Origin of the sequence: Armatimonas rosea, from assembly GCF_014202505.1 — a bacterium.
GTDB lineage: Bacteria > Armatimonadota > Armatimonadia > Armatimonadales > Armatimonadaceae > Armatimonas > Armatimonas rosea.
The window spans coordinates 121545-145169 of sequence record NZ_JACHGW010000007.1; the positions used below are offsets into that span (position 1 = coordinate 121545).

Annotated in this window: 24 protein-coding genes; 9 read left to right on the plus strand and 15 right to left on the minus strand. The window is 63.7% G+C overall.

Annotated features, from left to right (window positions below; genetic code table 11):
• Positions 1-36: 36 nt before the first annotated feature.
• From cimA to HNQ39_RS26735, 12 genes are all read right to left on the minus strand, one after another.
• Positions 37-1602, minus strand: a complete 1566-nt coding sequence (gene cimA, locus HNQ39_RS26680) for a citramalate synthase (protein ID WP_184203649.1) — start codon at positions 1600-1602, stop codon at positions 37-39.
• Positions 1603-1787: 185 nt separating this feature from the next.
• Entirely contained in the window at positions 1788-2564 is a 777-nt protein-coding gene (locus tag HNQ39_RS26685) for a hypothetical protein (protein WP_184203650.1), read from the minus strand.
• Entirely contained in the window at positions 2545-3204 is a 660-nt protein-coding gene (locus HNQ39_RS26690; RefSeq protein ID WP_184203651.1) for a hypothetical protein, read from the minus strand. The genes HNQ39_RS26685 and HNQ39_RS26690 overlap by 20 nt, the downstream gene beginning before the upstream one ends.
• Before the next feature lie 30 nt (positions 3205-3234).
• Positions 3235-3924, minus strand: a complete 690-nt coding sequence (locus HNQ39_RS26695) for a hypothetical protein (RefSeq protein ID WP_184203652.1) — start codon at positions 3922-3924, stop codon at positions 3235-3237.
• A gap of 28 nt (positions 3925-3952) precedes the next feature.
• Positions 3953-4687, minus strand: coding sequence for a hypothetical protein (locus HNQ39_RS26700; RefSeq protein WP_184203653.1), 735 nt, complete (start codon positions 4685-4687; stop codon positions 3953-3955).
• Positions 4688-4725: 38 nt separating this feature from the next.
• Complete coding sequence (locus HNQ39_RS26705; protein ID WP_184203654.1) at positions 4726-5403, minus strand: hypothetical protein; 678 nt, start codon at positions 5401-5403, stop codon at positions 4726-4728.
• Between the two features lie 13 nt (positions 5404-5416).
• Positions 5417-6100: a hypothetical protein gene (locus HNQ39_RS26710; protein ID WP_184203655.1), complete on the minus strand. Its 684-nt coding sequence runs from the start codon at positions 6098-6100 to the stop codon at positions 5417-5419.
• Between the two features lie 29 nt (positions 6101-6129).
• Positions 6130-6888: a hypothetical protein gene (locus HNQ39_RS26715; protein ID WP_184203656.1), complete on the minus strand. Its 759-nt coding sequence runs from the start codon at positions 6886-6888 to the stop codon at positions 6130-6132.
• A 27-nt stretch (positions 6889-6915) separates the two neighbouring features.
• Positions 6916-7452: a GNAT family N-acetyltransferase gene (locus HNQ39_RS26720; protein ID WP_184203657.1), complete on the minus strand. Its 537-nt coding sequence runs from the start codon at positions 7450-7452 to the stop codon at positions 6916-6918.
• On the minus strand, positions 7430-8482 hold the full coding sequence (leuB, locus tag HNQ39_RS26725; RefSeq protein WP_184203658.1) for a 3-isopropylmalate dehydrogenase: 1053 nt from the start codon (positions 8480-8482) through the stop codon (positions 7430-7432). The genes HNQ39_RS26720 and leuB overlap by 23 nt, the downstream gene beginning before the upstream one ends.
• Before the next feature lie 127 nt (positions 8483-8609).
• Positions 8610-9380, minus strand: coding sequence for a sugar phosphate isomerase/epimerase family protein (locus tag HNQ39_RS26730; protein WP_184203659.1), 771 nt, complete (start codon positions 9378-9380; stop codon positions 8610-8612).
• 190 nt (positions 9381-9570) lie between these two features.
• Positions 9571-10077 (minus strand): hypothetical protein, encoded by a 507-nt coding sequence (locus HNQ39_RS26735; protein WP_184203660.1) that lies wholly within the window; start codon positions 10075-10077, stop codon positions 9571-9573.
• A 169-nt stretch (positions 10078-10246) separates the two neighbouring features.
• Between HNQ39_RS26735 and HNQ39_RS26740 the strand changes: the two genes are divergently transcribed.
• From HNQ39_RS26740 to HNQ39_RS26780, 9 genes are all read left to right on the plus strand, one after another.
• Positions 10247-11017, plus strand: a complete 771-nt coding sequence (locus tag HNQ39_RS26740) for a hypothetical protein (protein WP_184203661.1) — start codon at positions 10247-10249, stop codon at positions 11015-11017.
• Between the two features lie 206 nt (positions 11018-11223).
• Entirely contained in the window at positions 11224-11598 is a 375-nt protein-coding gene (locus tag HNQ39_RS26745) for a hypothetical protein (protein ID WP_184203662.1), read from the plus strand.
• A gap of 137 nt (positions 11599-11735) precedes the next feature.
• Positions 11736-13352: a class I adenylate-forming enzyme family protein gene (locus tag HNQ39_RS26750; protein ID WP_184203663.1), complete on the plus strand. Its 1617-nt coding sequence runs from the start codon at positions 11736-11738 to the stop codon at positions 13350-13352.
• A gap of 41 nt (positions 13353-13393) precedes the next feature.
• Positions 13394-14332, plus strand: a complete 939-nt coding sequence (locus tag HNQ39_RS26755) for a phenylalanine 4-monooxygenase (protein WP_184203664.1) — start codon at positions 13394-13396, stop codon at positions 14330-14332.
• Positions 14319-15422 (plus strand): 2-oxo acid dehydrogenase subunit E2, encoded by a 1104-nt coding sequence (locus HNQ39_RS26760; RefSeq protein WP_184203665.1) that lies wholly within the window; start codon positions 14319-14321, stop codon positions 15420-15422. The genes HNQ39_RS26755 and HNQ39_RS26760 overlap by 14 nt, the downstream gene beginning before the upstream one ends.
• Entirely contained in the window at positions 15419-16177 is a 759-nt protein-coding gene (locus HNQ39_RS26765) for an electron transfer flavoprotein subunit beta/FixA family protein (RefSeq protein WP_184203666.1), read from the plus strand. Before HNQ39_RS26760 ends, HNQ39_RS26765 begins: the two co-directional genes overlap by 4 nt.
• Positions 16174-17004, plus strand: coding sequence for an electron transfer flavoprotein subunit alpha/FixB family protein (locus HNQ39_RS26770; protein ID WP_184203667.1), 831 nt, complete (start codon positions 16174-16176; stop codon positions 17002-17004). Before HNQ39_RS26765 ends, HNQ39_RS26770 begins: the two co-directional genes overlap by 4 nt.
• A 26-nt stretch (positions 17005-17030) precedes the next feature.
• Positions 17031-19115 carry a (Fe-S)-binding protein gene (locus HNQ39_RS26775; RefSeq protein ID WP_184203668.1) on the plus strand — a complete coding sequence of 695 codons (2085 nt, stop codon included), beginning with the start codon at positions 17031-17033 and terminating at the stop codon, positions 19113-19115.
• 27 nt (positions 19116-19142) lie between these two features.
• The gene (locus HNQ39_RS26780; protein ID WP_184203669.1) at positions 19143-20813 is read left to right on the plus strand and encodes an acyl-CoA dehydrogenase family protein; all 1671 of its coding nucleotides are present in this window, start codon (positions 19143-19145) and stop codon (positions 20811-20813) included.
• Here the strand turns inward: HNQ39_RS26780 and HNQ39_RS26785 are convergent.
• The 3 genes from HNQ39_RS26785 to HNQ39_RS26795 are packed head-to-tail and all read right to left on the minus strand — an operon-like array spanning position 20784 to position 23587.
• Positions 20784-21461 carry a metallophosphoesterase gene (locus HNQ39_RS26785; protein WP_184203670.1) on the minus strand — a complete coding sequence of 226 codons (678 nt, stop codon included), beginning with the start codon at positions 21459-21461 and terminating at the stop codon, positions 20784-20786. The two genes, HNQ39_RS26780 and HNQ39_RS26785, sit on opposite strands and share 30 nt — an antisense overlap.
• Positions 21451-21753, minus strand: coding sequence for a Dabb family protein (locus tag HNQ39_RS26790; RefSeq protein ID WP_184203671.1), 303 nt, complete (start codon positions 21751-21753; stop codon positions 21451-21453). Before HNQ39_RS26790 ends, HNQ39_RS26785 begins: the two co-directional genes overlap by 11 nt.
• A 10-nt stretch (positions 21754-21763) precedes the next feature.
• The gene (locus tag HNQ39_RS26795) at positions 21764-23587 is read right to left on the minus strand and encodes a TlpA family protein disulfide reductase (protein ID WP_184203672.1); all 1824 of its coding nucleotides are present in this window, start codon (positions 23585-23587) and stop codon (positions 21764-21766) included.
• Between the last annotated feature and the right edge of the window lie 38 nt (positions 23588-23625).

Sequence of the window (23625 nt, forward strand, 5' to 3'; positions counted from 1 at the left end):
GACACTCGTTGTCCGGGCTGATCCTCGGGCTCTTCGCTACGCCTTGAGCAGGCCGTACTCAATCGAGTCGACAATCGCTTGCCAGCTAGCCTCGATCAAGTTGGGGCTTACCCCGACGGTCGCCCACATGTGGCCGTGGTGGTCGGTGGACTCGACAATCGTGCGGACCTTGGCGGCGGTGCCCTCGCCGGTGGTCACGACGCGCACCTTGTAGTCGGTGAGGGCGATGTCCTTGAGCTGTGGGTAGGCGGGCTCTAGGGCCTTGCGGAGCGCCAGATCAAGCGCGTTGACCGGGCCATCGCCCTCCGCGACCGCGTTGACCTCCTCGCCATTGACCAGGATCTTGATGGTCGCCTCGGTGACCGGGACCGTGTCGCAGGCGCGCTTGCCGATAAAGACCCGGAAGGTGACCAGCTCGAAGAAGCGGCGGTAGGTGCCGGTGGCCTTCTTCAGGAGCAGCTCGAAGCTCGCCTCCGCGGCCTCAAAGGAGTAGCCCTCGTGCTCCATGCTCGTGACTGTTAGCAGGAGCTCCTTGGCGACTGGCGACTTCTTATCCAGCGCGTAGCCCAGCTCGTTGGCCTTCTGCGCGATACTGGCGCTCCCGGCCTGCTCGCTCACCAGGATGCGGCGCTGGTTGCCCACGGCACTCGGCTCGATATGGTCGTAGGCGCGCGGCCACTTGGAGATCGCATCGGCGTGGAGGCCCGCCTTGTGGGTGAAGGCATTGCGCCCGACAAAGGCCGCCTTGGGGTTGGGCGAGAAGTTGGCGACCTCGTCCACAAAGTGCGAGAGTGCGGTCAGCTCCTCCAGCGCGCCCTCGGGGAGGCAGTCGTAGCCGAGCTTGAGGCGCAGGTTGGCGATCACGGGTACCAGATTGGCGTTGCCCGTGCGCTCCCCAAAGCCATTGACCGTCCCCTGAACCTGGGTCGCGCCAGCACGCACGGCCGCCAGCGCATTGGCCGTCCCACAGTCGCCGTCGTTGTGGGGGTGCATCGCGATCCGGGTCTGGGGGTAGGCCGCGACCAGGGCCGCGATCGTCTCCCCAATCTCATGGGGAAGGGCACCGCCGTTGGTGTCACAGGGGCAGAGCCAGTCCGCGCCCCCCTCGACCGCGGCGCTCAGACAGGCCCTTGCGTAGGTCTCGTCGTCTTTGAAGCCATCGAAGAAGTGCTCCCCATCGAAGACCACCTCCTTGCCATGTGCCTTGAGGTAGGCCACGGACTCACGGATCATCGCGAGGTTCTCGTCGAGCGGGATGCGCAGGGTCTCGGAGACATGGCGGCTGTGGGTCTTGCCAACAATGGTCACCACGGGGGTCTCGGCCTCCAGTAGGTAGCGCAGGAGAGCGCTCTCCTCGACCGTCTCACCAGCCTTGCGGGTCATGCCAAACGCGGCGAGCCGGGCGTGCTGGAGCGGCTCGGCCTTGAGGCGGGCAAAGAACTCGGTGTCCTTGGGGACCGCGCCGGGCCAGCCGCCCTCGATATAGTCGATCCCAAAGGCATCCAGCCGCCGTGCGATTCGCAGCTTGTCCTCAACGGAAAACGAGACCCCCTCCATCTGGGAGCCGTCGCGCAGGGTCGTGTCGTAGATCAGTACTTTCATGGTTCTCCAATGTGTTATCGGGCTTAGGCACCAAAACAAAAGCGCCCCCACGCAAGGAAGGGACGCCTGCTAAGCCCGCTGCGGACGCGACCTTGCGCCCGCCCAGCATCCCTATCGGTGGGGACGCGGGGTAATCTGTGCGATGCCGCCGCTGCGGTGGAAGAAGTTCATCTGTGCTTGTTATATCACGGCCGGATCGCGCCTGGCGCGTTGTCGGCGCGCCAGCGCTGGATAATGTCCTCCAGCACCAGCCTGCGAAGAATATCCTCGACCACCTCCGGGTGCTCTTTCCAGAGCTGGTAGACATCGAGGTCTTGCTTCTGGCGCTGGAACTCGGGCGGCAGGGAGTCTTGGATCGCGCGCCAGTCAAAGACCAGGTCGATCCCACTGCGCTTGGCTTCGTCGGTGCGGGTGGTCTGTGGGGCGAAGAGGTGGGCCCTGATGTCACGGGAGATCAAGATCGAGTACTCGGGAAAGCCCGTAAACGCATACCTACTCTGGGCAGGGTTCCAGTACCAGTGGGCGCTGGGGGCACTGTAGAGCACCCGAACCCGCACGGGAGTCTTCCCAGGGATGGGCTTCATCGCAATGGCGGCCTGGTGGAGCGCCGCCTCGGGCGTGATGCCGGGCGTGAAGGGGAGGTGCTTGAGAGGGAGGGGGATGGGGCCATGTCCGCCGGTGCGCCGGCCGACAAAGGGAGTGGGCTCCGGGGTGGGAGGGGGAGTTGGTGCACCCGAGGGCGGCGATTCGGGGGGGGCGGGGAGTGCGAAGCCGGCCTTGGGGACCAGTACCACCTCGGCGATAGTCGTGTTTGCCAGCGGAACCGCCGCGATAGGGTCATCGGGGGTGACCGGTGCGCTGTAGTACCCCCAAGCGAGGCACACCACGAGCGCCACCAGACCCACCCCCGTCGCCAGGAGCTGCTTGCGTGTCAGAGGGGCGCTAGCGCCGGAACGGGACATTCCCGGCTTTCCACGTCCGAATCACCTCCGCGAGCATCTGGCGGACGGCGAGGGTCTCCAGGGTCTTGTCCCCGGGCTTGAGGTGCTCGGTGAGGTCGAAGTCGGGCTCCAGCGGAGCGGCCCCGCCGTTGAGGGAGAGTGTCCGCTGCTTCGCGCCATCGTCGGGGGTGAGCTTGAGCTCAAAGCGCACCATCGCCTTGAGGCGGTAGACCTTGGCCTTGTCGTCCCAGTCCCATCGAACCGAGCGCGGGGGAACACTCCAGCTCCCCGCCACCTTCACCGGGTAGGGCTTGCCCTTGGTCGCCACCCCCGCCGACTCCAGCGTCGCGACCAGATCGTCGGTGACCTTGATCGTGGAGTCGAGCGGCGGGGCCATCACGGCGGGACCACGTGCACTCACCGGCAGCCCGGGCACGGGAGTGGGCGGCGGCGCGGTCGGTTTCTCCGGCGCCGTTGGGAGAGTGTCCGGGCCGGTGACCTTGAACTCCGTGATCGCGGTCTCGTAGAGGGGCTCCTTGCTGAGGTCGGCTTCTGGGAAGGCAGGAGCGCTAAAGAAGCGCCATGCGGCGATTCCGCCTCCCCCGAGCACGACGAGGAGAATAATAAGTGCTTGCGCGGTTGTCAGTTTCTTGTTCTTCATGATTGTGGTCAGGGTACCTGAAAACGATGCCTAACGTGGCGTCTTTGGCGCGGGATTGTCTCGCTTCCACGCCTCGGTCAGCGCCTCCAGTGCCTTCCCCAGAGCCTCGTCTTGTTTTTGCGCGAGTGTCTCGGGCGTGGCGATCCCGAGCTCTCCGGAGGCAACCTCAAGGGTGACATGGGTGCTATCGTCGGAGTTTCGGGACAGATAGACCGTGCGCTGCGCCTCAACCTTGTACCCAAACGTGCCCCAGCTTGGCCGGCCCCCGATAGCCGTTCCCGTTCCCTTGAGCCAGATAAAGACCTCGATGGGGTTCTCGTCGGGCTTGGACAGGTGCAGGGGCTCATCGGCGGTAAGGGAAACACCTGCCTGCTTGAGGTAGGTGAGAGCATCGGCGTGTTGTTTCGAGGCATGGTCTCGCTTCTTCTGTTCCTCGGGAGTTACCATTCTGTCACCAACCCCGCCAACCATCTCTCCCGCTCGTTGCGGGGACGGCGTCGCGAGGAGGTCATTTGGGTTCTTGGCGACAAGCCGTGGCGGTGCGAGTGCGCCCCGGATGATGTTCAGCGACGCGACGGTGGTGCCTTGTAGTGGGCGTTCGGTAAGATCCGGTGAGCTCGGGACGGGCTCTTTAAAGTAGCGGTAGAGGGTAAGAGAGGCCAAGGCCAAGAGGACCAGAATGACGGCGATAACTTGCTTTTTGTTGAGTGACTGATTCATAGAGGAGGGAACCTACTTCGTATGGGAGCTAGTGGGGAGAAGCAGGATTATCCTGTTTCCATGCCTGTGCAAAGGCCTCAAGCGCCTTCCCGATTGCCTCTTCCTGGCGCCGTGGGAGAAGCTCTTGGCTGACAACCCCGACACTTCCGGGGGAAATTCCTGTCTGGAGCTGGACTGTTGTGGGCGTGGTCGCTCGACGGGAGAGATAGGCAAGACGCTCTAGCTCGACCTGGTAGCCAAGCTTTCCCCAGGATGGCCTGCCGTCGATAACCGTCCCATTACCCTGGATGAGTAGCGTGAGGTGTACCGGGTTCTCACTCTCCTCAGGCACATAGGCGTCCTTGTCCGCGGTGACCGTGATTCCGGCTCGACGCAGGTAGGCAATGGCGTCTGTGAAGAGCTTGTGCTTCCGTTGCGCGGCTCGCTTTTCTCGTGCCGTTTGCTCCTCCTGGCGCTTGCGTTGCTCGTCGGTCAGTGGGCTGGGAGCCATGCCGCCGCCACCAATCGCACCGCCAGATTGCTCTGGACCAGGCTCCGGGTGCGTGAGGAGCTCCTCGGGATTTTCGACCTTAAGGTGCGGCGGGGCAAGAGGCCCAAGGACGATCTTGAGCGAGGCGACACTGGCTCCTTGGAGCTCCCGCGTCGCCTCAGGTGCCGTGTTGTTTCCTGGCGCGGTGAAGTAGCGGTAGCCGACGAGCAACGCGAGGATCAACAAGACGGCGGCTACGAGAGCGACCTGTCGGGGTTTCAGCGCTTGGTTCATCGTACTTGCTCAGACTCCTACGAATCTACGTCCCTTCACTATTGAGGTGTTGTGGGATTGTCTTCTTTCCACGCCGTGACAAACGCCTCCAACGTTCGTCCCAGGAGCTCTGCTTGTTTCTTTTCGAGGCTGTCGGTCGGTGAGATGGGGGTAGCGCAATCGGAGATAGGGGCGAGCCGGGGTAAGAGACCGACTCGCAGGACTTGCGTGCGCTGGACATCGACATAGAACTCCCGATCCATTCGGAGGTGAGAGATCAGAACACCGGAATGTGGCTTTCGTGTGTCCACCTTGCCATCCCCGCTGATCTGGACGGTGAGGTAGAGCGGGCGATCGTCGGGGGTGAGGGGATGCGCAGGCTCCAGGCTCAGTGGCACCCCTGCCTGACGTAGGTAGGCAATGGCCTTCTCTTTAAATTGTGCGCTCCGTGCCGAGACAGCGTCGGCGTTGAGAAAAAAGGGGTCGATGACTGCTTGGATCGCGTGCTCGGGTGGGATCGGGGCCGGGCTGGGGCGGAGCTCATAGGCGAGACAGGGGAACTCTCCCTGGAGATCGACCTTGATATCCGCGACTGTGACCTTGTAGAGCGTGCCATGGGTCTGGGAGTCAGGGGAAAAGGCGGGGGCCTGGAAGTAACGGAGGACGAGGAAGGTGACCACCCCCATCAAGGTAATGAGGGCGATCACAAGCTGTTTTCTACTGAGGGATTGTTTCATAGCGGGCTCTCGTCTAGGGTTTTGCCGCGGCGGGGTTGTCTTCCTTCCAGCGGGTGATGATCGCGGAGATCGCACGGGTCAGGGCCTCGTCTTGCTTCTGCGCGAGGGTCTCGGGAGAGGTCACGCCTACGCTGCCGGTCATGTTTCCCGCGACATTGAGATGGACCGGGTTCGTGGCCGTGGTCGAGGTGAAAAGATCGCGCTTGAGCTCGACCTTGTAGCCGAGGACCCCCATGGTGGGCTGGTTCTCCACGACGGTTCCCGTGCCTTCCAGGGTGACGGTGACCGAGAGGGGGACATGCCCGACCGCGGCCTTTTGGGCGATGTCGTCCTGCGCGACGGGGATTCCGGCCCCGCGCAGGCTGTCGATAATCTTCTGGACCTTGGGAGCCACTTCCTTGGCGAAGCGCGCCGCCTCGATCTTGGCCGCCTCGCCCTTGGGAGCGAGCATGCTCCCCCCGCCGCCCTCACCACCCCCGCCGCGCCGCGGTGCTGCATCGGCGGAGACATGGGCGGGCGCAAGCTCGCCCAGCACCACCGCAATCTCCGTGACCGCGATATTGTGGAGCACCTTGTCCCGGGGATCGTCGGCGGTGAACGCGGGCGCGGTGAAGTAGCGGAAGAGCACAAAGCCCCCAACACCCAGAAGGAGACCAAGGGTGACAAGGAGCTGCGGGAGAGAGAGCTTTTTATTCATGGCAAGTTCCGTCCCTTATACCATAAAGCCTACCGTCCTTTGAGCTTACTACCGAGCAAGGGCGGCAGGGGAGTGGGAGGGGCGTTGTCCTTTTTCCAGCGTGCGATGATGCCTGAGACGATAAGCCGCTGCATCATGTCATGGACAGTATCGGGGTGGTCCTGCAGCAGGCGGTACGCATCAAGGGGGGCTCCCTCTACCAAGGAGTCTCGGACGCGGTTCAGGTCCGTGGGGAGCGTAAAGAAACCCAGCACGACCGTATCGGTGCGCTCCTGCGTCTTCCAGGGAGCTGTGCGAACCTGCCGGGTAATGGCGACAGCGTACCGGAGCTGAGGCAGGAACTGATAGCGCTTTTCACTCGGGTTCCAGTACCAGTGCGAGCTATCCTCAAGACGGTAGAGGCCGCGGAGCTTGATGGGAGCCCGGTTTGTACTCTCCGTTGTCGGGACTCCCGCTCGTTCTAGCTCTGCCATCAGCGACGGCTTGGGGCCAATGGTCTCTCGTGGAACGTCGTCTGGGGTGAAGCGGATCGCCGCTGCGAGCTTCCTGCCAGGCCGTGGGGCCGGACTGGGAGTGGGGGGAATATTGGGCGGGGGAGTGGGAGCTGCGTCCAGGCGCAAGCCCGGCTCGACCGTAAGCGCGGTGATCGCAGTATTTTGGAGAGGCGCAACAGTGAGCTGATCCTGTGGCTCGACCGGGGACATGAGCCAGAGGTACCCTCCCGCACTTGCACCAACGACGGCAACAAGGACGATCCACCCAAGCCACTTGCGAGAGAGTGTTTTCATAGGCGCACTATGCTATTCTTGGTTATTCTAGCCGAAAATCGCGCGCACGAGAATGACATCGTGGTAGGTGTGCTCAGCCAGCACAAAGGGGAGCCCGACTCCTGTCTCGGTGAAGCCTTGGCGGGCGTAGAAGCGCCCGGCGCGGAGGTTGCTGGGGTGGTGGCACAGCCAGAGGGTCGCGACCTCGTGGCGCAGGGCGTGGGCGATCACTGCTTCTAGGAGCTGCTGGGCCGCGCCGGTGCCGTGCCAGGAGGCGCGGAGGTAGAAGCGGTCGAGGAGGGCGGGCTGGGGAAGCGTGAGCGACGCCGGCGGCGCGGCACCGACCGAGAGGCGGGCGTAGCCGCCTAGCTCACCGGTCTCGCTCTCCAAGACGAGATAGGACACCGTGGGGCGCTCTAGATCGGCTTGGAGGGCTGTTGTGGTGAAGGTAGCGGCGGCGTAGGCGGCGCGGTCCGCATCGGGGACGAGCTCGCGCCAGGTGTGGAGAAAGGTCTCGGACGCCAGCGCGGCCAGTGCGCTGGCGTCGTTGCGTGTGGCGAGCCTACAGCTGGGCAAGGACCGCATCGGCCATCGCGATCGTCCCGACGGTCGCCTCGCCGCTCTGGGCGATATCCGGGGTGCGCAGGCCCGCTCCCAGCACGGCCTCGACCGCGGTCTCGATGCGCTTGGCCTCGGTCTCACGCCCAAAGCTGTAGCGCAGGAGCATCGCCACGGAGAGAATGGTCGCCAGCGGGTTGGCGATCCCCTTGCCCGCGATATCCGGCGCGGAGCCGTGGCAGGGCTCGTAGAGGCCGAAGGTGCCAGTCCCCAGGCTCGCCGACGGTAGCATTCCCAGCGAACCCGTCAGCATCGCGGCCTGGTCGGAGAGGATATCGCCAAAGAGGTTCTCAGTGACAATCACATCGAACTGCTTGGGCCAGCGCACGAGCTGCATGGCCGCGTTGTCTACAAGAAGATGGGAGAGTTGGACATCGGGGTACTCCTTTGCCACCTCCTCGACCGTCGCGCGCCACAGGACACTGGTCATCAGGACGTTCTGCTTATCGACCGAGCAAAGCTTCTTGCCGCGCTTCTGCGCCGCCTGGAAGCCCACGTGGGCGATCCGCACGATCTCGTCCTTGGTGTAGACACAGGTATCCACCGCGCGATTGCCGTCGTTCTCCTTGGGGAGCCCGAAGTACATCCCGCCGGTCAGCTCCCGCACCACCAGCACATCGAGGCCCCCTTCCAGCAGCTCGGGCTTGAGGCTGGAAGCGGCGGCGAGGGCGGGGTAGCAGATCGCGGGGCGCAGGTTGGCGTAGAGCCCCAGGTGCTTGCGTAGTGGCAGGAGGGCACCGCGCTCGGGGCGCAGGTTGGGGTCGGGGATGACGTCCCACTTGGGGCCGCCCACGGCTCCCAGCAGCACGGCATCGCTCGCCTTGCAGAGCTCCAGGGTCTCCGGGGGCAGCGGATGGCCGGTCGCGTCGTAGGCCGCGCCTCCGACCAGCGCCTCGGTCAGCTCGATATCGGGGGCGACCACGCGGAGGACACGGACGGCCTCCGCCACAATCTCAGGCCCGATTCCATCACCGGGCAGAACAGCAACTTTCGGCATAACGCGCCTATGGTACCACGGCACACCGCCCCCCGACCCCCGTCCAACGGGGGAGATCAAAGGAATCCGATTCCTCTTATTTCCCCCGCTTGCGGGGGGCAGGGGGCAGGCGGGGGGCAGGGGGCCTCTACACTCCCAGCACACCCCGGGCGTAGTCGGCGCTGAGCTTGGCGGAGGCGGCGGGGCTGCCGCCCTCGGCGACCCGGTCTTGTTCGGTGGTGATCCAGGTGGGGGAGAGGGTCTGCACCACCCGGTGGGCCTCGACTAGCTTCACTTGCCCGTTGCCGAGCTCGGTAAAGGTCAGGGGCTGGTGGGTCTCGGGGTCGAAGGTGCCGTCTTTGTAGTGCAGGTAGTCCGCGCGGTGGCCGTAGGTCTGGAGAAAGCTCACCAGGTCCTCGCCGCCGCAGGCGACCCAGAACAGATCAAAGCAGAAGTTGACGTAGCCGGGATCGGTCTGGTGCAGGAGAATCTCCATCCCGGTGCCGCCCTCCGGCAGGGCAAAGAGCTCCCAGTTGTGGTTGTGGTAGCAGAGGCGAATCCCCTCGCTCTCCAAGACCTCGCCCGCCGCGTTGAGGGTGCGCGCCGCGTCTTCGTAGCCCGCCGCATCCGGCCACTTCCCACCCGCCATCAGGTGCCGTGCCCCGACAATATTCATGTGGGCCGCAGTCTCGCGGACATGGTCGAGGTCGGTGAGGGCGCTGACTCCGGTGTGGTAGCCCGCACACGCCAAGCCCGCGTCGTCGAAAAGCTGCTTGTAATCGTAGGCCGCGATGCTCGTGGTGGGGTTGCCGACCTCTGCGCCGTCGTAGCCAGCCGCCTTGACATCGGCCAAGACACCGGGCAGGTCCTCGCCGCCGCGCTTGCCGAAGATAATAAGTTGAATGCCGAGCTGTGTCATAGCCCGGCATTTCGACGAGGGAAGTTAAGATTCCTTTATTTACCTCCCGGCTCGCACCGCTCGCCACCCTCCGGCTTCGCGAAGGGTTTAGGGCCAAAACGCGCCGCTGACCCCGTGACTCCTCCCCCTTCGCGGAGCCGGAGGGGGAAACGGCGCTGTCGCCGAGGGGGAGGCAGAGTATGGGGGGATCTTAGAACTTCACCCCAACCCGCAGGCCGGTGCCCTCAACCCCGTCGCCGGCGCGCAGGGAGCGGAAGTACGCCCCTTCGAGGATGATGTTGCCCGTTACCCGCAAGCCCGCGGTCACCCGCGCGAGGGGGCCGTTCTTGCGACCCGGATCGAAGGTCTGGTTGCCATAGGTGCTGTACCAGCCGATCCCGCCGCCGAGATTGAGGGTCGTGCCCTCGGTGCCGAGCTTGGCCTGCGACTGCACCCCGAGGCCGCCCGCCAGGAAGTTGCGCGACGACTGCCCGCCCGTGCTCGCCCAATCGACAAAGAGCGTCCGCCCCAGCCCGACACTCGGCGGCTCGGTGAGGCGGTGGGTCCAGGAGATACCACTGAGGGGGCCGTCGCCCAGGTAGCCCTTGATCTTGTCCGACGGATAGAACGCCTGGTAGGAGAGCTCCTCCCGGCCAAAGCCGCTGTTGAGCTGTGCCTGGGCCGCCGAGGCCGCGCCCAGAGCAAGAGTCGCTGTCAAGAAAATGCCTGTTCTGTTCATGGGGGGAAGTAACGTCGCCGGGGGGGCATTTGTGACAGCATACACAGACATCTTTGCGGCAGAGACGGCACGGATTGGGTTTAATAGGGATGTCCCTTTCCGCGAAACAGACACGAAGAAAGGCGAGAGGACAAGGAACGAATCTACCATGGACAAAGCTCTAGAATCGACAGACAAGGCATTAGCAGATAGAGACAAGGCTTTAGCAGACACGGACACAGCAGTCGCCGTGAAGGCAGCGCCCACGCGACGCAGTCCGGGGGCGACCAGTGCCCGCGTGGACCGCGAGCTAGCGCGCGCCGAGCAGGTGCTTGCCGCCGCGCAGCGCACGCCCTACAAGACCGCCCTTGCGGGGCAGGGAATCTCGGCGGCGTTTGTGGCGACCCTGGCCCAAGACACGGTGGCGTGTCGGGGCGATATCAGCGCCGCTGTGGACCATACCGCAGCCAAGAAGCAGGCCACCCAAGTCGAGGCCGCGGCAAAGACCGCCCTCCTGCGCCGGGTGCGCGGCCTGCAAGCCGCCGCACGGCAGAAGCTGGCCGTGACCAACCCGGCGGCGCTGGCGGTCTACGGGATCGGGGAGAAGCTGGAGCGCCTGCCCCGCGCGAGTCTGATCTCCCGTGTGGAGGCGATCCTGGCACGGCTCCCTGGCGATATCCTCCCTGGGGTCGATGATGGGGACATGGACGCGCTCCAGGAGGCTCTGGCAAGCTGGACCGCGGCCCATCAGGAGCAGAGTGTCCAGCAGAGCGGCTCGACCAACCGGCGTGGCACCCGTGACGCGCACCTCAAGAGCATCACCGAGCGCCGCCGCCAGATTCAGTTCGCCGCCGATGCGCTCTACCCCTACGACGACCCCGAGCACCAAGGCACCCGCGGCGAGTTCGATCTGCCTCTGGATCGCCCCTACACCGGGTAAAATCGGTATAACGAAATGCCCTTCGGACTCAAGGTTTTGCTGGACCGTTTCTCTTACCCGGAGGGTATTTTGCGGTTTTCCTGGATACCCCGACGCTTGGGGCTGCGAGTTGACATTCGCGAAAACAAAGCGCCAAATCAAGGATAATCTTAGTTATGGAAAATAATACTTTGCATGGATATATTGTTATTCTTTATAAAATTCGCATGAAGAAAACCATATTTGAAAATGAAATTGATTTCAGAGAGAGGTCTGTTAATTACTTCAATAAAAAGATGCAATCAGGTATTGATAATGTGTATAGGTTTATTTTTGTAGATAATTTAGAAGATGTTTTTATACTTCATGACGCATCTGATAATATTTTTAGGAATTTAAAAAATAAAGTTAAGATTTTTATGTCTGTGAAAAATAAACATAGAGTTTATGATGTAGAAATCAAAAATAATGAACAATTAGTGAAAATAAGGAAGGAGGCATTGCACTATGTGGAGTGCGAGATTGTTGCAACGTTTGTACCTAAGTTGAGCTTTACTCGAAATGGATTGATAATTGAAATTAATGAATTCAGGAGTATGTAAAGATAAAAGCCTCTTCTCCTGTCGCTTCTGTACAGACCCCAGACGAAAGTTTGTCCCTGAGTGCCCTTCTTCAGCGATCCTGACTATTGGCTGGAAACCCTTGGGGCAGCGTGCTATAATCGGGTAGAACCTCGACAATGACCGACGAGAACTTTAGCCCGGAGCTCGCTCCCCAGATTCAGCATGCCCGGAGCCTGGCGGCTCCCTATACCTACCGCTTCAAGAACCTCACCGATGTGGTCTTTGCCCGCGCCCTCAGCGACTCGCCGTTTCTGACGTACTTTGACGACGACGGCACGCGCCAGACCTGGAGCTACAAAGACCTCTGGTACAAGGCGGCGTTCTTGGCGGAGCACCTGGAAAAAGACACGGGCTTGCGGCCCGGCGACCGGGTGGCGACTCTCACGGGGAACTCGCCCGATACCGTGCTGCTGTATGTCGCCTGTTGGTTTCTGGGAGTGACCGTGGTGCCGATCAACCTGACCGAGGACGACGAGCGGATCGCCTATATTCTGGAGCACGCTCAGTGTGTTCTGGCCTTCGCTCCCCCCGAGCAGGCGCACCGGGTCCGGGGGTGCCGGGTCAAGACTGCCTGGGACGCGAGCCACTGCCACCGCGGTGTCATCAACCGCACCCTGCCCGCCGACACCGAGGCGCTGATTGTCTACACCTCGGGGACCACGGGGCCGCCCAAGGGAGTGGTTCTCGAGCACCAGAACCTGATCGCCGATGCGCAGGGAATCGCGGCGTGGCACGGCTTCACCGAGACCGACCGGGCGATGCTGGTCCTGCCGCTCCACCATGTCAATGGGATCGTCGTGACCCTGATGACCCCGCTTGTCACCGGGGGGAGCATCGTCCTCAATAAGAAGTTCTCCGCCAGCCGCTTTTGGAAGACAGTCGCCGACGAAACGTGCACCTGGAGCAGCGTGGTCCCGACCATCCTGGCGTTTCTCTGCGAGACCCACCCCGATGGTGTCCCGATCCCGCCGGACTTCCGCCACTTTATCTGCGGTGCCGGCCCGCTGACCACCGACCTCGCCAAGCGCTTCGACCGGGTCTTTGGGGCGCGCGTCGTGCACGGCTACGGCCTCTCGGAGACGACCTGCTACTCGTGCTTCCTGCCCACCGACCTCGACCAAGAAACCTACGCGCACTGGATGTGGGAGTGCGGGTTTCCGTCGATTGGCATCCCCCTGCCCGAGAACGAGATGGCGGTTCACGACGAGAGCGGCAACGCGCTGCCCGCCGACACGCGCGGGGAGATTGTCGCGCGTGGGGTCAATGTCATGCGCGCCTACTACCGCCGCCCCGAGGCCAACGCCGCCGCCTTCACCCACGGCTGGTTCCGCTCCGGCGACGAGGGCTTCTGGCGTCCTGGCCCCGATAGCCAGCCTTACTTCTTTATCACCGGGCGCCTGAAGGAGCTGATTATCCGGGGCGGGGTCAACTACTCGCCGCTGGAGATCGACGAAGTACTCAACGCGATTCCCGGAGTCAAGGCCGCGATGGCGGTTGGCTTTGAGAACAACTTCTACGGCGAGGAGATCGGTGCCTATGTCCAGCGCGAGCCCGGTGCCGCCCTGGCCGAGGCCGAGATTCTCGCCGCGTGCTTGGAGACCCTTCCCTTCAACAAGGCCCCCAAGGTGGTTGTCTTTGGCGACGACTTCCCGGTCACGAGCACGGGCAAGTACCAGCGCGGCAAGCTCAAGCCGCTCTTCGCCGCCTGGCGCGATGCGGAGTTTCGCAAGTGAAAAATGCTCCCCCCCTAACCCCCGCCCCGCGGGGGGACAAAATGGAAACTCCTTCTCTCCCCCCCGTCGGACGGGGGCAGGGGGGGGAAGGCCTCACCACGGGGGAGGCACCGTTTATCGAGCAGGCGCGGGAGGCGGGGCAGCGGTTTATCCAGCAGCCCTACGAGCTCTACAGTGAGAGTAACCACGAGGCCTGGCGGCGGCTCTATGCGCGCCAGGAGGACTCGTGGGCGCGCTTTGCCAACCGACACTTCCTCCGCGGCCTGGAGTCGCTGCACCTGGATCGGGGACAGGTGCCGGACCTCGATGACGTGAATAAGTTCCTCTCGCCGCGCACGGGGTTTGTGGCGCGGCCGGTCTCGGGGTATGTCCCGGCGTTTGCCTTCTTCGACTGCCTGCGCCAGCGCGCCTTCCCAACCACCATCACGATCCGCGATGCCAACCGCCTCGACTACCTCCCCGAGCCCGATATCTTCCACGACATCGCCGGTCATGTCCCCATGCACACCGATCCCGCCTTCGCCGATGCCCTCGTGCGCTTTGGGGACTGCGCCCACACGGCGGCGGAGCTGGCGGCGGGAATCAAGGACAAAGACCAGCAGGTCCAGCAGCTCTCCAGCATCATCCGCGCGATGGCGCGCTTCTTCTGGTTCACGATTGAGTTTGGGCTCATGCGCGAGGGCGACGCGCTCAAGGTCTACGGCTCGGGGCTGCTCAGCTCTCGTGGCGAGATTGAGCACGCGATTGTCTCGCCGCACGTGCAGCGCTACCCACTCCAGCTCGAATGGGTAATTAACCAGGGGTTTGAGATTGATCACTATCAGCCGTTACTCTTTATTGTTGCTAGTTTTGATCATCTGTTTGAGCTAGTGGACACGCTCGAAAAGTGGATGCGCTTGGGTAAACTAAGTAATGTCGCGCCCGGTGAGCCTGGTGTCTCCGAGGCGGACTTGAGGAGTTTTTTAGATGTCGGTAATTGATGTCCTAGTCCCACAGATGGGCGAAGGCTTGCAGGAAGTGCTCCTGGTTGAGTTTTTCAAGAAGCCCGGCGAGCGGATCACGCGCGACGAGCCGTTCTACTCCATGGAGACAGACAAGGCGACGATGGATGTCGAGTGCCCGCACGAGGGGGTGCTGGTGGAGTGGCTCGCCGCTGAGGGCGATACGCTGGCCATTGGCGCGCCTGTCTGCCGGATGGAGGTGTCGGTTGCCGCCCCAGAGCCCACGGCGGCTCCATCCCAGCCCTCCCTGGCCCCGGCAGAAGTTCCCGAGGAACGAGGCGGGTGGGTTCCCCCCCGCACCCGTGCCTACGCCAAGGAAAAAGGCATCGACGAGAGCGTGCTTGCCACCATCCCCGCCGCGAGCGGGAAGCTGATGCCCGCCGATATCGATGCGTATCTCAAGGCCGCCACGCCGACCGAGACAGCCTACACGGAGCGGCCGGTCTCACCGCAGGACAAGACCTTTATCTACCGGCTGAAGCGCAGCGCGGAGCAGGTGATCCCCGCCACTGCCAAGCGCCAGCTCGACTGGGGACCGGTGCGCGCCTACGCCGACAAGAAAAAAGCAGAGCTCTCTGAGAACCCGCCGTCGGCGTTTAACTGTGTCGCCTACGCCATCGCCAAGGCCACGGCGGAGCACCCGAAGTTCCGCTCTACCCTGCTCCGGGAGGAAGTGATCCGCGAGCACGCCCATGTCAACCTCGGAATCGCGGTCGCGCGTCCGAGCGGGGAGCTGGTAGTCGCCGTAGTCAGTGCGGCGGACTCCCTGAGCTTCGAGGACTTTGTCGCCGCTTCCAAGGGCAATATCGCGCTGGCCCGTGACGGCCGCGACCAGGCGACCGAGGCGACCCAGCTCCTGCTGACCTACATGGGGCCGTATGAGATCATCGACGCGGTACCCGTTTTGGTCGCTCCGGCCGCCGCCGTGCTCTTTATCGGCTCGCCGTTTGAGCAAGGGGGCAAGCAAGTCGTCAACATCGTCCTGACCTTCGACCATCGCCTCGTGCACGGAGTCGAGGCGGCGGAGTTTCTGCGCACCATCGCCCGCAACGTGGAGAGCCTCGAATGATCGTCGTTGTGCCCGTCAAGCGTGTCCCCGACCCCTACGAGCGGATTCAAGTCAGCGGCGGAGCGGTCTGCCTAGACGATGTCAAGTGGGTGATCAACCCGTTTGATGAGATCGCGCTGGAGGAGGCGGTGCGGCTACGCGAGGGCGGTGCCGCGCTCGAGATTGTCGCCGTGAGTATCGGTGTGCCCGAGTGCGAGGCGACCCTGCGCGCGGCGCTGGCCATGGGAGCCGACCGCGCGATCTTGGTCGAGCACGACGGCCCGCTGGAGCCCCGGCAAGTGGCGTGTCTGCTCCAGCATGTCGCCGAGGGTGAGGGCGCTCGGCTGGTGCTGATGGGCAAGCAGGCAATCGATGACGACTACGGCACGACGGGGCAGATGCTCGCGGCGAAGCTTCAGTGGCCCATCGCCTCGTTTGCCAGTGAGATTGTGCTGGAAGGGGAGTCTGCCGCGCGGGTGGTGCGTGAGGTGGATGCCGGACGCGAGACCGTGCGTGTCGCGCTCCCCGCTGTCATCACCGCCGATCTGCGCCTCAACGAGCCACGCTATGTCGCGCTCCCGGCCATCCTCAAGGCACGCAGCAAGCCGCTCGTACGTACAGCTCCCGAGGAGCTCAGTGGCCCGTCGGGCTGGCCGAGCATGCCCGAGATTGAGCTTGTGGAGCTTGTGGCACCGCCGGCGCGCAAGCCGGGACGAAGGGTGGCGAGTGTCGATGCACTGGTCGCTGCCCTGAAAGACGAGGCTAAGGTTCTATGAAACTACTTGTACTGGGGGAGGTGCCCCAGGCCGTGACCTTCGCCCAGCAGTGGGCCGCCGCGACCGGTGGGGACTATGTGACGGTCTCCGGCGACGGTGCCACGCCCTGGGACCTGGTCGCGACAATGCAAGCGCTTGGCTGTACGAGCCTCGCCGGCGCGGCAACGAGCTTCGGGCGCGATATCCTCGCCTACACCGCCGGGCTCCTGGACCTCCCCATGCTCTCCGACGTGCTAGCGGTAGAGAGCCACGACGGGCGACTGACCCTCACGCGCCCACTGTACGCCGGCAATGTCCTAGCCCGAGTCCGAACGCGCGACGACCGCGCGGTCTACTCGGTCCGAACGGCGGCCTTTGGCCCGCCCGCCTCCGACAGCGCCCCAACCGTGGCGCTGGTAAAGGGGGACGCTCCTACCCTGCCAACCGTGCTCTCCCTGGATGCTCCTGCGCAGACGCGGCCCGAGCTGACACAGGCACGGGTTGTGGTCTCCGGCGGGCGGCCTACGCGCGACGCGGCGACCTTTGAGGCGCTGATTGGTGGTCTTGCGGACAAGCTGGGCGGGGCGGCGGGGGCGACCCGCGCCGCTGTGGATGCGGAGATCGCGCCCAATGAGCTGCAAGTCGGGCAGACCGGGAAGGTGGTCGCGCCGGAGCTCTATATCGCTGCCGGGATATCGGGGAGCATCCAGCACCTCGCGGGGATGAAGGACTCCAAGGTCATTGTCGCCATCAACACCGACCCCGATGCCCCGATCTTCGAGGTCGCCGACTACGGCCTGGTCGCCGACCTGCACCAGGCAATCCCCGAGCTGATCGCCAAGCTCTAGAGAGACAATTAGAAGAGTCAGCGACGATGCCGACACGAAAAATCCTCCTTCATATCTCAACCAGCCAGCAGGTAGCGTTCTATCTGCTGGCACTGGTCGCACTGGCCGTCTGCACCTACGGAGTCTTCCGCCGCCTCAAGGTCTGGCGAGCGGGCAAGCCCCTGCCGCCGATCACCGACTGGCCCCAGCGGCTCCGGCACGTGCTTGATCAGACACTCGCCCAGCGGCGCGTGCGGCGGCGCAGGCTGGCAGGTGGGATGCACGCGGGGATCTTCTACGGCTTTTTGGTGCTCTTTATCGGGACCGTGATTGTCGCCATCGAGCACTACGGCGCGCTACTTTTTGGGGAGCACTGGTTCTACAAAGGCACGTTCTATCTGCTTGTCAAGGCCGCGCTGGACCTCTTCGGCCTCGGCCTTGCTCTGGCCTTGTGTGTGGCGCTCTGGCGACGCCTCGTCACTAAGCCCGCGAGCCTGGGAAGCTCCCCCTACGATATCGGCTTTCTCACGCTTTGTCTTGCGGCGACCATCACGGGGTTTCTGCTGGAAGGCGCAGGGATCGCCGCCGACCCGGCTCGCCTGGGCTTTGCCGCGTTCACTCCTGTGGGGCTTGCCGTTGCCCAGGGCTTTGTTGGGCTCTCGGTGGGCACCTACAGCCTGATCTGGTGGGGGCATATCGTGCTGGTGCTTGCGGTGATCGCCGCCCTGCCCTACGGCCGCCGCTACCATCTCTTTGTGATCCCGGCGACCGTCGCGCTCCAGCCCGAGCGTCCGATGGGGGTCCTTGCGCCGGTCTCTCTGGCGGAGGTGGAGGAGACAGGAACGCTCGGGCTTGCGACGCTCGGTGACCTAGACTTCTGGCAGCGACTGAGCCTCGATGGCTGTATGGAGTGTGGGCGCTGCACCGATGTCTGCCCGGCCCATGCGGTGGGAAAAGAGCTCAACCCGAAGCTGATTGTTCTGGATATCCGTCGCCACGCCAATGGGGAGAAGAGTGTTCCGCTGGACTTCATCACCGACGAAGCGCTCTGGGCCTGTACGAACTGCCATGCCTGTGTCCAGGAGTGCCCCGCGCTGATCCGCCACGTAGACCTGATCGACGGTGTCCGGCGCTCTCGGGTGGCCGACGGCCGGCTGACGGGCTCGGGGGCGGGGATGCTCCGCCAGCTGGGGAGCCGTGAGAACCCGTGGGGCCTGCCCGCCTCTCAGCGGCTGGACTGGGCAAAGAATATCGAGCCTCCCATTGAGCGAGCCAGTAAAGACGATAACCGTGAGGTGCTGTTCTGGGTGGGCTGCTCGGGGGCGTTTGAGCCGCGCGCACAAAACACGGTCCAGGCCATTGCACAGCTTCTTCACGCGGCGGGCGTAAAGTTCACCGTGCTTGGTCCCAAGGAGCGCTGCACAGGAGATGCCGCACGCCGGCTGGGCGATGAGTTTCTCTTCCAGCAGCTCGCCGAGGCCAATATCGCGACGCTTGATGGGATCGGGGCCAAGCGCATTGTCACGCAGTGCCCGCACTGCCTGCACACGCTTAAAAACGAGTACGGGCAGCTCGGGGGCCACTACGAAGTGCTGCACCACACGCAGCTTCTTAGCGAGCTCATAGAGAGTGGGCGCCTTAAGCTTGATCCACAGGGCGAGGGCTCGGTGACCTACCACGATCCGTGTTTTCTCGCACGGGTCAATGGGGAGACCGAGGCACCACGAAAATCCCTAAAGGCTGCGCTTCCGCTTCCGATGCTGGAGCCGGAGCGCACGAAAGAGAAGACATTTTGTTGCGGGGCGGGTGGGGGGAGGATGTGGATGGAGGAGCCCCCGATCCAGCGTCCAGGCCGCAATCGCGCCGAGGAGCTGATCGCCACAGGAGCCACAACAGTCGCGGTGGGCTGTCCGTTCTGCAAGGTCATGGTCTCCGATTCCGTGGCTGCAGTGGGCGGTGAGAGCCCCCCTGAGGTCGTGGATGTGGCGGAGCTGATGGTACGGGGGCTGAGACCTCTCCCTCCCCCAGCCCCTCCCTCCCCCAGGCACTCGTCCCTCGTTGGGGAAGAGAGGGGAGCCGTACAGTCCGAATCCCCTTTCCCAGCGAAGAATGAGCGTCCGGGAGAGGGGTAGGGGAGAGGTTAGAAATAGGAGTAAGTAATGCTCGGTGGAGAGTTTTTACAGCGCGATGAGAGCGCAAACGCGATTTTTACGCCCGAGGGCCTTAGCTCGGAGGCACGGCTCATGGGACGAACCGCGGAGGAGTTTCTCAAGAAGGCGGTCTTGCCGCATGTCGAGCGGATCGAGGCACACGATATCGAGCTCATGGCGGAGCTCATGCACCAAGCCGGCGACCTGGGACTGCTCGGTGCGGAGGTCCCTGTGGCCTACGGTGGCTTTGGGATCGACAACTGCACGGGTGCCCTGATCGCGGAGAAGCTCAACTGGCAGCAGTCGTTTGCCCTCTCGCACGAGGCGCACACCGTGATCGCGACCCTCCCGCTCCAGTACTTTGGGAGCCATGCCCTCAAGGCCAAGTACCTTCCCAAGCTCGCCAGCGGGGAGTGGATCGGCAGCTTTGGGCTGAGCGAGGCCGGCTCGGGCTCCGATGCACTGGGCGCACAGACCCGCGCGGAGCTCAGCCCCGACGGCCAGCACTGGGTGCTCAACGGCGGCAAGATGTGGATCACCAACACGGCCTTTGCGCAGCTCTTTACGGTCTTTGCGAAAGTGGACGGCGAGAAGTTCTCCTGCTTCATGGTGGAGGCGGGAACCCCCGGGCTCTCCTACGGCAAGGAGGAGCACAAGCTCGGGATGAAGGGGACCTCCACCCGCCGCCTGATCTTGGAGAATGTTCAGATTCCCGTAGAGAACCTCGTGGGCGAGGTGGGGAAGGGGCACTATGCCGCGTTCTGTGCGCTAAACATGGGCCGCTTCAAGCTCGAGGCAGGCGCGGTGGGCGGGATCAAGGAGACCCTCGCCGTGTGCGCGACCTACGCCAACCAGCGCAAGCAGTTCAACCGCACCCTGGGGAGCTTTGGGATGATCCAGGCCAAGCTCGGCTCGATCTGTGCACGGCTCTTTGCCCTGGAGTCGGCGGTCTATCGGCTTGCAGGGGCGCTGGACTCGGTGTTTGAGGGGATCGACCCTACCGCCGACGATGCTCCGCAGCGCTACCACCACGCCGCGGAGGAGTATGCGATTGAGTGCTCTATCGTGAAGGTAGTCGGCAGTGAGCTGTACTCGTGGGCCACCGACGAAGCCATCCAGATCCATGGGGGCTACGGCTACACGGAGGAGTTCCCGGTCGCGCGGGCGTGGCGGGACCAGCGTCTCCTGCGGATCGGGGAGGGGGCCAATGAGATTGTCCGCCCGATCATTGTCAACACGCTCCTGCGCCGGGCCAAGCAGGGCCGACTCGACCTCTCCGCGCAGCTCTCGACCTGCGGCCTCAAGCGGGCGGGGCTCCAGCTCCTCCAGCTTCTTGTGGAGACATTCGGCGCGGCCCTGGCCGAGGAGCAAGAGGCACTGGGGGCGGTCTCGGATATCATCTCCGCTGCCTACTGCTACGAGAGCGCCGCGCTGCGCACGGAGAAACTCAAGGGGACGCCGCAAGAGAACGCGCGCCTCTGCACCGCGCTCTACCTCCATGAGTCCCAGACCGCCGCCCTCGCGCTAGCGTCGCTGGTCCTCACCCGCTGCCACGCTGATCCGGCCACAACCGCGAGCGTCTTAGCCGAGCTCCAGCCCGACTCGACAACCGATACGATTGCGCTACGGCGGCTTCTGGCAGGGACGGTTCTAAACGGGGAGCGGTATCCGTTCGGCTAGGAGCTCGATGGGGGTGAAGTGGATGCGGTCACAGGCAACACAGAAGCACTGCACCCCCGCAAGCACCTCACCATGACAGACCAGGGCTTCGTCCTCGGGGAAGGAGCGCAGGTGGACATGGCCGTAGACACAGACAGTTACGTTGGCGGCGCTGAGGATATCCAGAAAGGGCTGGGGGGGGTAGTGGAGTAGCGCGATCTTGACCGGGGCATCGGCGATGGCGGCGAGGCTCTTCTCCAGGCGCTTGCGCTCTCGCCCTAGAATGCGCTCGTCGCTGAGGTCCCACCCGCGCGTGCCGGCGATCCCAAGGTCCCCAAAGCGCTGGGGTGGGTCGAGCAGGCCGGGGAAGTGCAGGCGCTTGTCGGACTCCCACCAGTAGTCATGGTTGCCCTTGATACAGACCTTGGTGCCGGGGAGCTTGGTCAGAAACTCCAGGTCGGGAGTCGCTTGACGCGGCTTGGTCGCCCAGGAGAGATCACCCGGCAGCAGCAGAATGTCGTCGTCGCTGAGGGTCTGCCAGGCGCGCTTGAGAATCTTCTCGGGGTGATGCCACCACTCACTGCCGAAGCGGTGCATGGTCTTATTCACCCCGAAACCGAGGTGGGTGTCTGCCAGCGCAAAGACCCGGGGCGCGGCGCTACTCGACAATCGAGTCGTAGACCTGGACGCGGCTCCAGAGGTGCTTGTTGGCGGCGATAAACGCGAGGTGAACCGGGTGGTCCTGGTACACATCGTGTCCGGCGGTATCGGCAAAGGCGGTCAGCAACGCGACCGCGTAGCTATTGTCCACGACCTCGCGCGGCGTCCCCGCCGCATGCCCGACCGAGAAAAACGTCAGCCCCGGGATTGAAGCGAGCGTGCGGCAGCCTTCTGCCAGAGCCTCGGCATCGCCGGGCTGAGCATCCTCGCGGGGGTAGAAATAAACAGCGTGAAAGAACATGACTGCTATTCTACTCGATTCCCGCCGCTTTGAGCGCGTCTTCCAGGCGGTGGTCGCTTGGGCCGCCGTTTCCAACAATCACCGCGGCGATCTTGCCGTCTTTGCCGATCACAAACGTGGTCGGGATTCCCGTGACCCCAAACTGGTTGCGGGCGATACTCTTGGCGCTATCGCGGCCGGCGGGATCGAGGACGAGCGGGAAGGTGTACTTGGTCTCGGCGCGCCAGGTATCGTACTTGGCCTTCTCGTCAAAGACATTGGCAGCCAGCACCGTGACATCGCTGCGGCTCTTGAGCCCGCTCCAGACTTTCTCGAGGTGCGGGAACGATGCGAGACACGGGCCACACCAGGTCGCCCAGAAGTCCAAGACCACTACTTTCCCCTTGAGAGAGGCAAGGCTCACGGTCGAGCCGTCGGGGGCTTGGAATTGGCTATTAGGGGCGGTGTCGCCGACCTTGAGGAGTGTGGGGGCTGCAGGCGCTTTGGCCGCCGGGGTGTCGTTGCTGGGTATGAGCGTGATGCGCGTGCCATCGGGCGTCGCGATAACCCGGTAGAGCTTGCCCTCGAGCTCCACGGGCTTGGAGATATCAAATGTCGGGCAGGAGAAGTCTAGCTTGCCCGTCCCCTTCAGATCGAGCACGAGGTAGACCGGTGAGGTGGGGGTGGGAGTGTAGACCCCATCGCCGTTGGTGTCGGCAAGCAGTGCCTTGACCTTCTTCTCACCAAGCGTCACCTCCCCGACCGTCGCCGCCACGCGTCCGACAAAGACCCGCTCCCCGCTTCCGTAGAGCATGACCGGATAGTTGCTGGTGGAGACCTCACGGGTTGCGGTCCCATAAGAGGCGCGGACACTACGCGTCCGCTCGCTCGGCCAGGTCGCGGGCGGGGCATCGTCGGTGAGGTCCCCGTTGTTGTTGTCATCGACATAGAGCTTGTCGCCGGCAACGACTAAGGCAATCTGCGACTTGGGGCCATTGCCCAGGGTAAAGGTGCCGTAACGGGGCGTTGCGCTGTAGGTTGGCTCTTTGACAAGACTTGCGGGCTTCTCGGCGCTCAGTGCCACGGGAGTCGGGGAGTACTTGATTCCCAGCTTGCCCTTGTAGGTCTCCGAGAACGCTACGGGATCGAGTGTCAGGTTGGCCGTGACCATTCCCGGCATGTTGATAGCACGCATCGGGACCGACGGCCGCTTGGGCGCGTTGGGATCGACGGGCCGCGGTGCCGCGGGCGGCGGTGCCTCCCCTCCGACATTTTCGATCTCAATCCCCGCTTTCTTGAGCGCGGCCTCCAGGCGGTGGTCGCCGGTGCTGTAGCCGACGATCGCATCCACTACCTTGCCGTCCTTCCCGATCACAAAGGTCGTGGGGATGCCCGTCACTCCAAAGAGATTGCGCGAGAGCTTGGTGGCGTTGTCGCGGCCCGCGGGATCGTAGCCGTAGGGGAAGGTGTACTTGTCCTTGTACTCGGTCACCCACTTCTCAAACTTCTCGCGCTCATCCGACGTGCACAGCGCCAGTACGGTGGCATCGTCGCGGGTCTTTAAGCGCTTCCAGACCTCCTCCAAGTGGGGAAACGATGCCTTGCAGGGGCCGCACCAGGTCGCCCAGAAGTCCAGCACCACGACTTTCCCCCGGAGCGCACTGAACGCGACTTTCTTCACGCCGCCCGGCGCATCGACCGTGAAGTCCGGGACCGAGTCGCCGGCCTTGAGCAGCGGCGGGGCAGCGGGAAGGTTACTGGCAACCGCCGCCTTGGGTGCGGGCTTGAGCGCGGTTGCCGGGACGGTCTGCGGCGGCGCTGTCAGTAGGGAGAGAAGGAGGACGGAAATATTCATGGTATGTCCAGTGTACCAAAAAGCTTTGGTATAGTGTC

Excerpts from the sequence above, each read along its gene's own strand:
- cimA (WP_184203649.1), bottom strand. The coding sequence starts at position 1,602 with ATGAAAGTACTGATCTACGACACGACCCTGCGCGACGGCTCCCAGATG.
- HNQ39_RS26685 (WP_184203650.1), bottom strand. The coding sequence starts at position 2,564 with ATGTCCCGTTCCGGCGCTAGCGCCCCTCTGACACGCAAGCAGCTCCTG.
- HNQ39_RS26690 (WP_184203651.1), bottom strand. The coding sequence starts at position 3,204 with ATGAAGAACAAGAAACTGACAACCGCGCAAGCACTTATTATTCTCCTC.
- HNQ39_RS26695 (WP_184203652.1), bottom strand. The coding sequence starts at position 3,924 with ATGAATCAGTCACTCAACAAAAAGCAAGTTATCGCCGTCATTCTGGTC.
- HNQ39_RS26700 (WP_184203653.1), bottom strand. The coding sequence starts at position 4,687 with ATGAACCAAGCGCTGAAACCCCGACAGGTCGCTCTCGTAGCCGCCGTC.
- HNQ39_RS26705 (WP_184203654.1), bottom strand. The coding sequence starts at position 5,403 with ATGAAACAATCCCTCAGTAGAAAACAGCTTGTGATCGCCCTCATTACC.
- HNQ39_RS26710 (WP_184203655.1), bottom strand. The coding sequence starts at position 6,100 with ATGAATAAAAAGCTCTCTCTCCCGCAGCTCCTTGTCACCCTTGGTCTC.
- HNQ39_RS26715 (WP_184203656.1), bottom strand. The coding sequence starts at position 6,888 with ATGAAAACACTCTCTCGCAAGTGGCTTGGGTGGATCGTCCTTGTTGCC.
- HNQ39_RS26720 (WP_184203657.1), bottom strand. The coding sequence starts at position 7,452 with ATGCGGTCCTTGCCCAGCTGTAGGCTCGCCACACGCAACGACGCCAGC.
- leuB (WP_184203658.1), bottom strand. The coding sequence starts at position 8,482 with ATGCCGAAAGTTGCTGTTCTGCCCGGTGATGGAATCGGGCCTGAGATT.
- HNQ39_RS26730 (WP_184203659.1), bottom strand. The coding sequence starts at position 9,380 with ATGACACAGCTCGGCATTCAACTTATTATCTTCGGCAAGCGCGGCGGC.
- HNQ39_RS26740 (WP_184203661.1), top strand. The coding sequence starts at position 10,247 with ATGGACAAAGCTCTAGAATCGACAGACAAGGCATTAGCAGATAGAGAC.
- HNQ39_RS26745 (WP_184203662.1), top strand. The coding sequence starts at position 11,224 with ATGAAGAAAACCATATTTGAAAATGAAATTGATTTCAGAGAGAGGTCT.
- HNQ39_RS26750 (WP_184203663.1), top strand. The coding sequence starts at position 11,736 with ATGACCGACGAGAACTTTAGCCCGGAGCTCGCTCCCCAGATTCAGCAT.
- HNQ39_RS26755 (WP_184203664.1), top strand. The coding sequence starts at position 13,394 with ATGGAAACTCCTTCTCTCCCCCCCGTCGGACGGGGGCAGGGGGGGGAA.
- HNQ39_RS26760 (WP_184203665.1), top strand. The coding sequence starts at position 14,319 with ATGTCGGTAATTGATGTCCTAGTCCCACAGATGGGCGAAGGCTTGCAG.
- HNQ39_RS26765 (WP_184203666.1), top strand. The coding sequence starts at position 15,419 with ATGATCGTCGTTGTGCCCGTCAAGCGTGTCCCCGACCCCTACGAGCGG.
- HNQ39_RS26770 (WP_184203667.1), top strand. The coding sequence starts at position 16,174 with ATGAAACTACTTGTACTGGGGGAGGTGCCCCAGGCCGTGACCTTCGCC.
- HNQ39_RS26775 (WP_184203668.1), top strand. The coding sequence starts at position 17,031 with ATGCCGACACGAAAAATCCTCCTTCATATCTCAACCAGCCAGCAGGTA.
- HNQ39_RS26780 (WP_184203669.1), top strand. The coding sequence starts at position 19,143 with ATGCTCGGTGGAGAGTTTTTACAGCGCGATGAGAGCGCAAACGCGATT.
- HNQ39_RS26790 (WP_184203671.1), bottom strand. The coding sequence starts at position 21,753 with ATGTTCTTTCACGCTGTTTATTTCTACCCCCGCGAGGATGCTCAGCCC.
- HNQ39_RS26795 (WP_184203672.1), bottom strand. The coding sequence starts at position 23,587 with ATGAATATTTCCGTCCTCCTTCTCTCCCTACTGACAGCGCCGCCGCAG.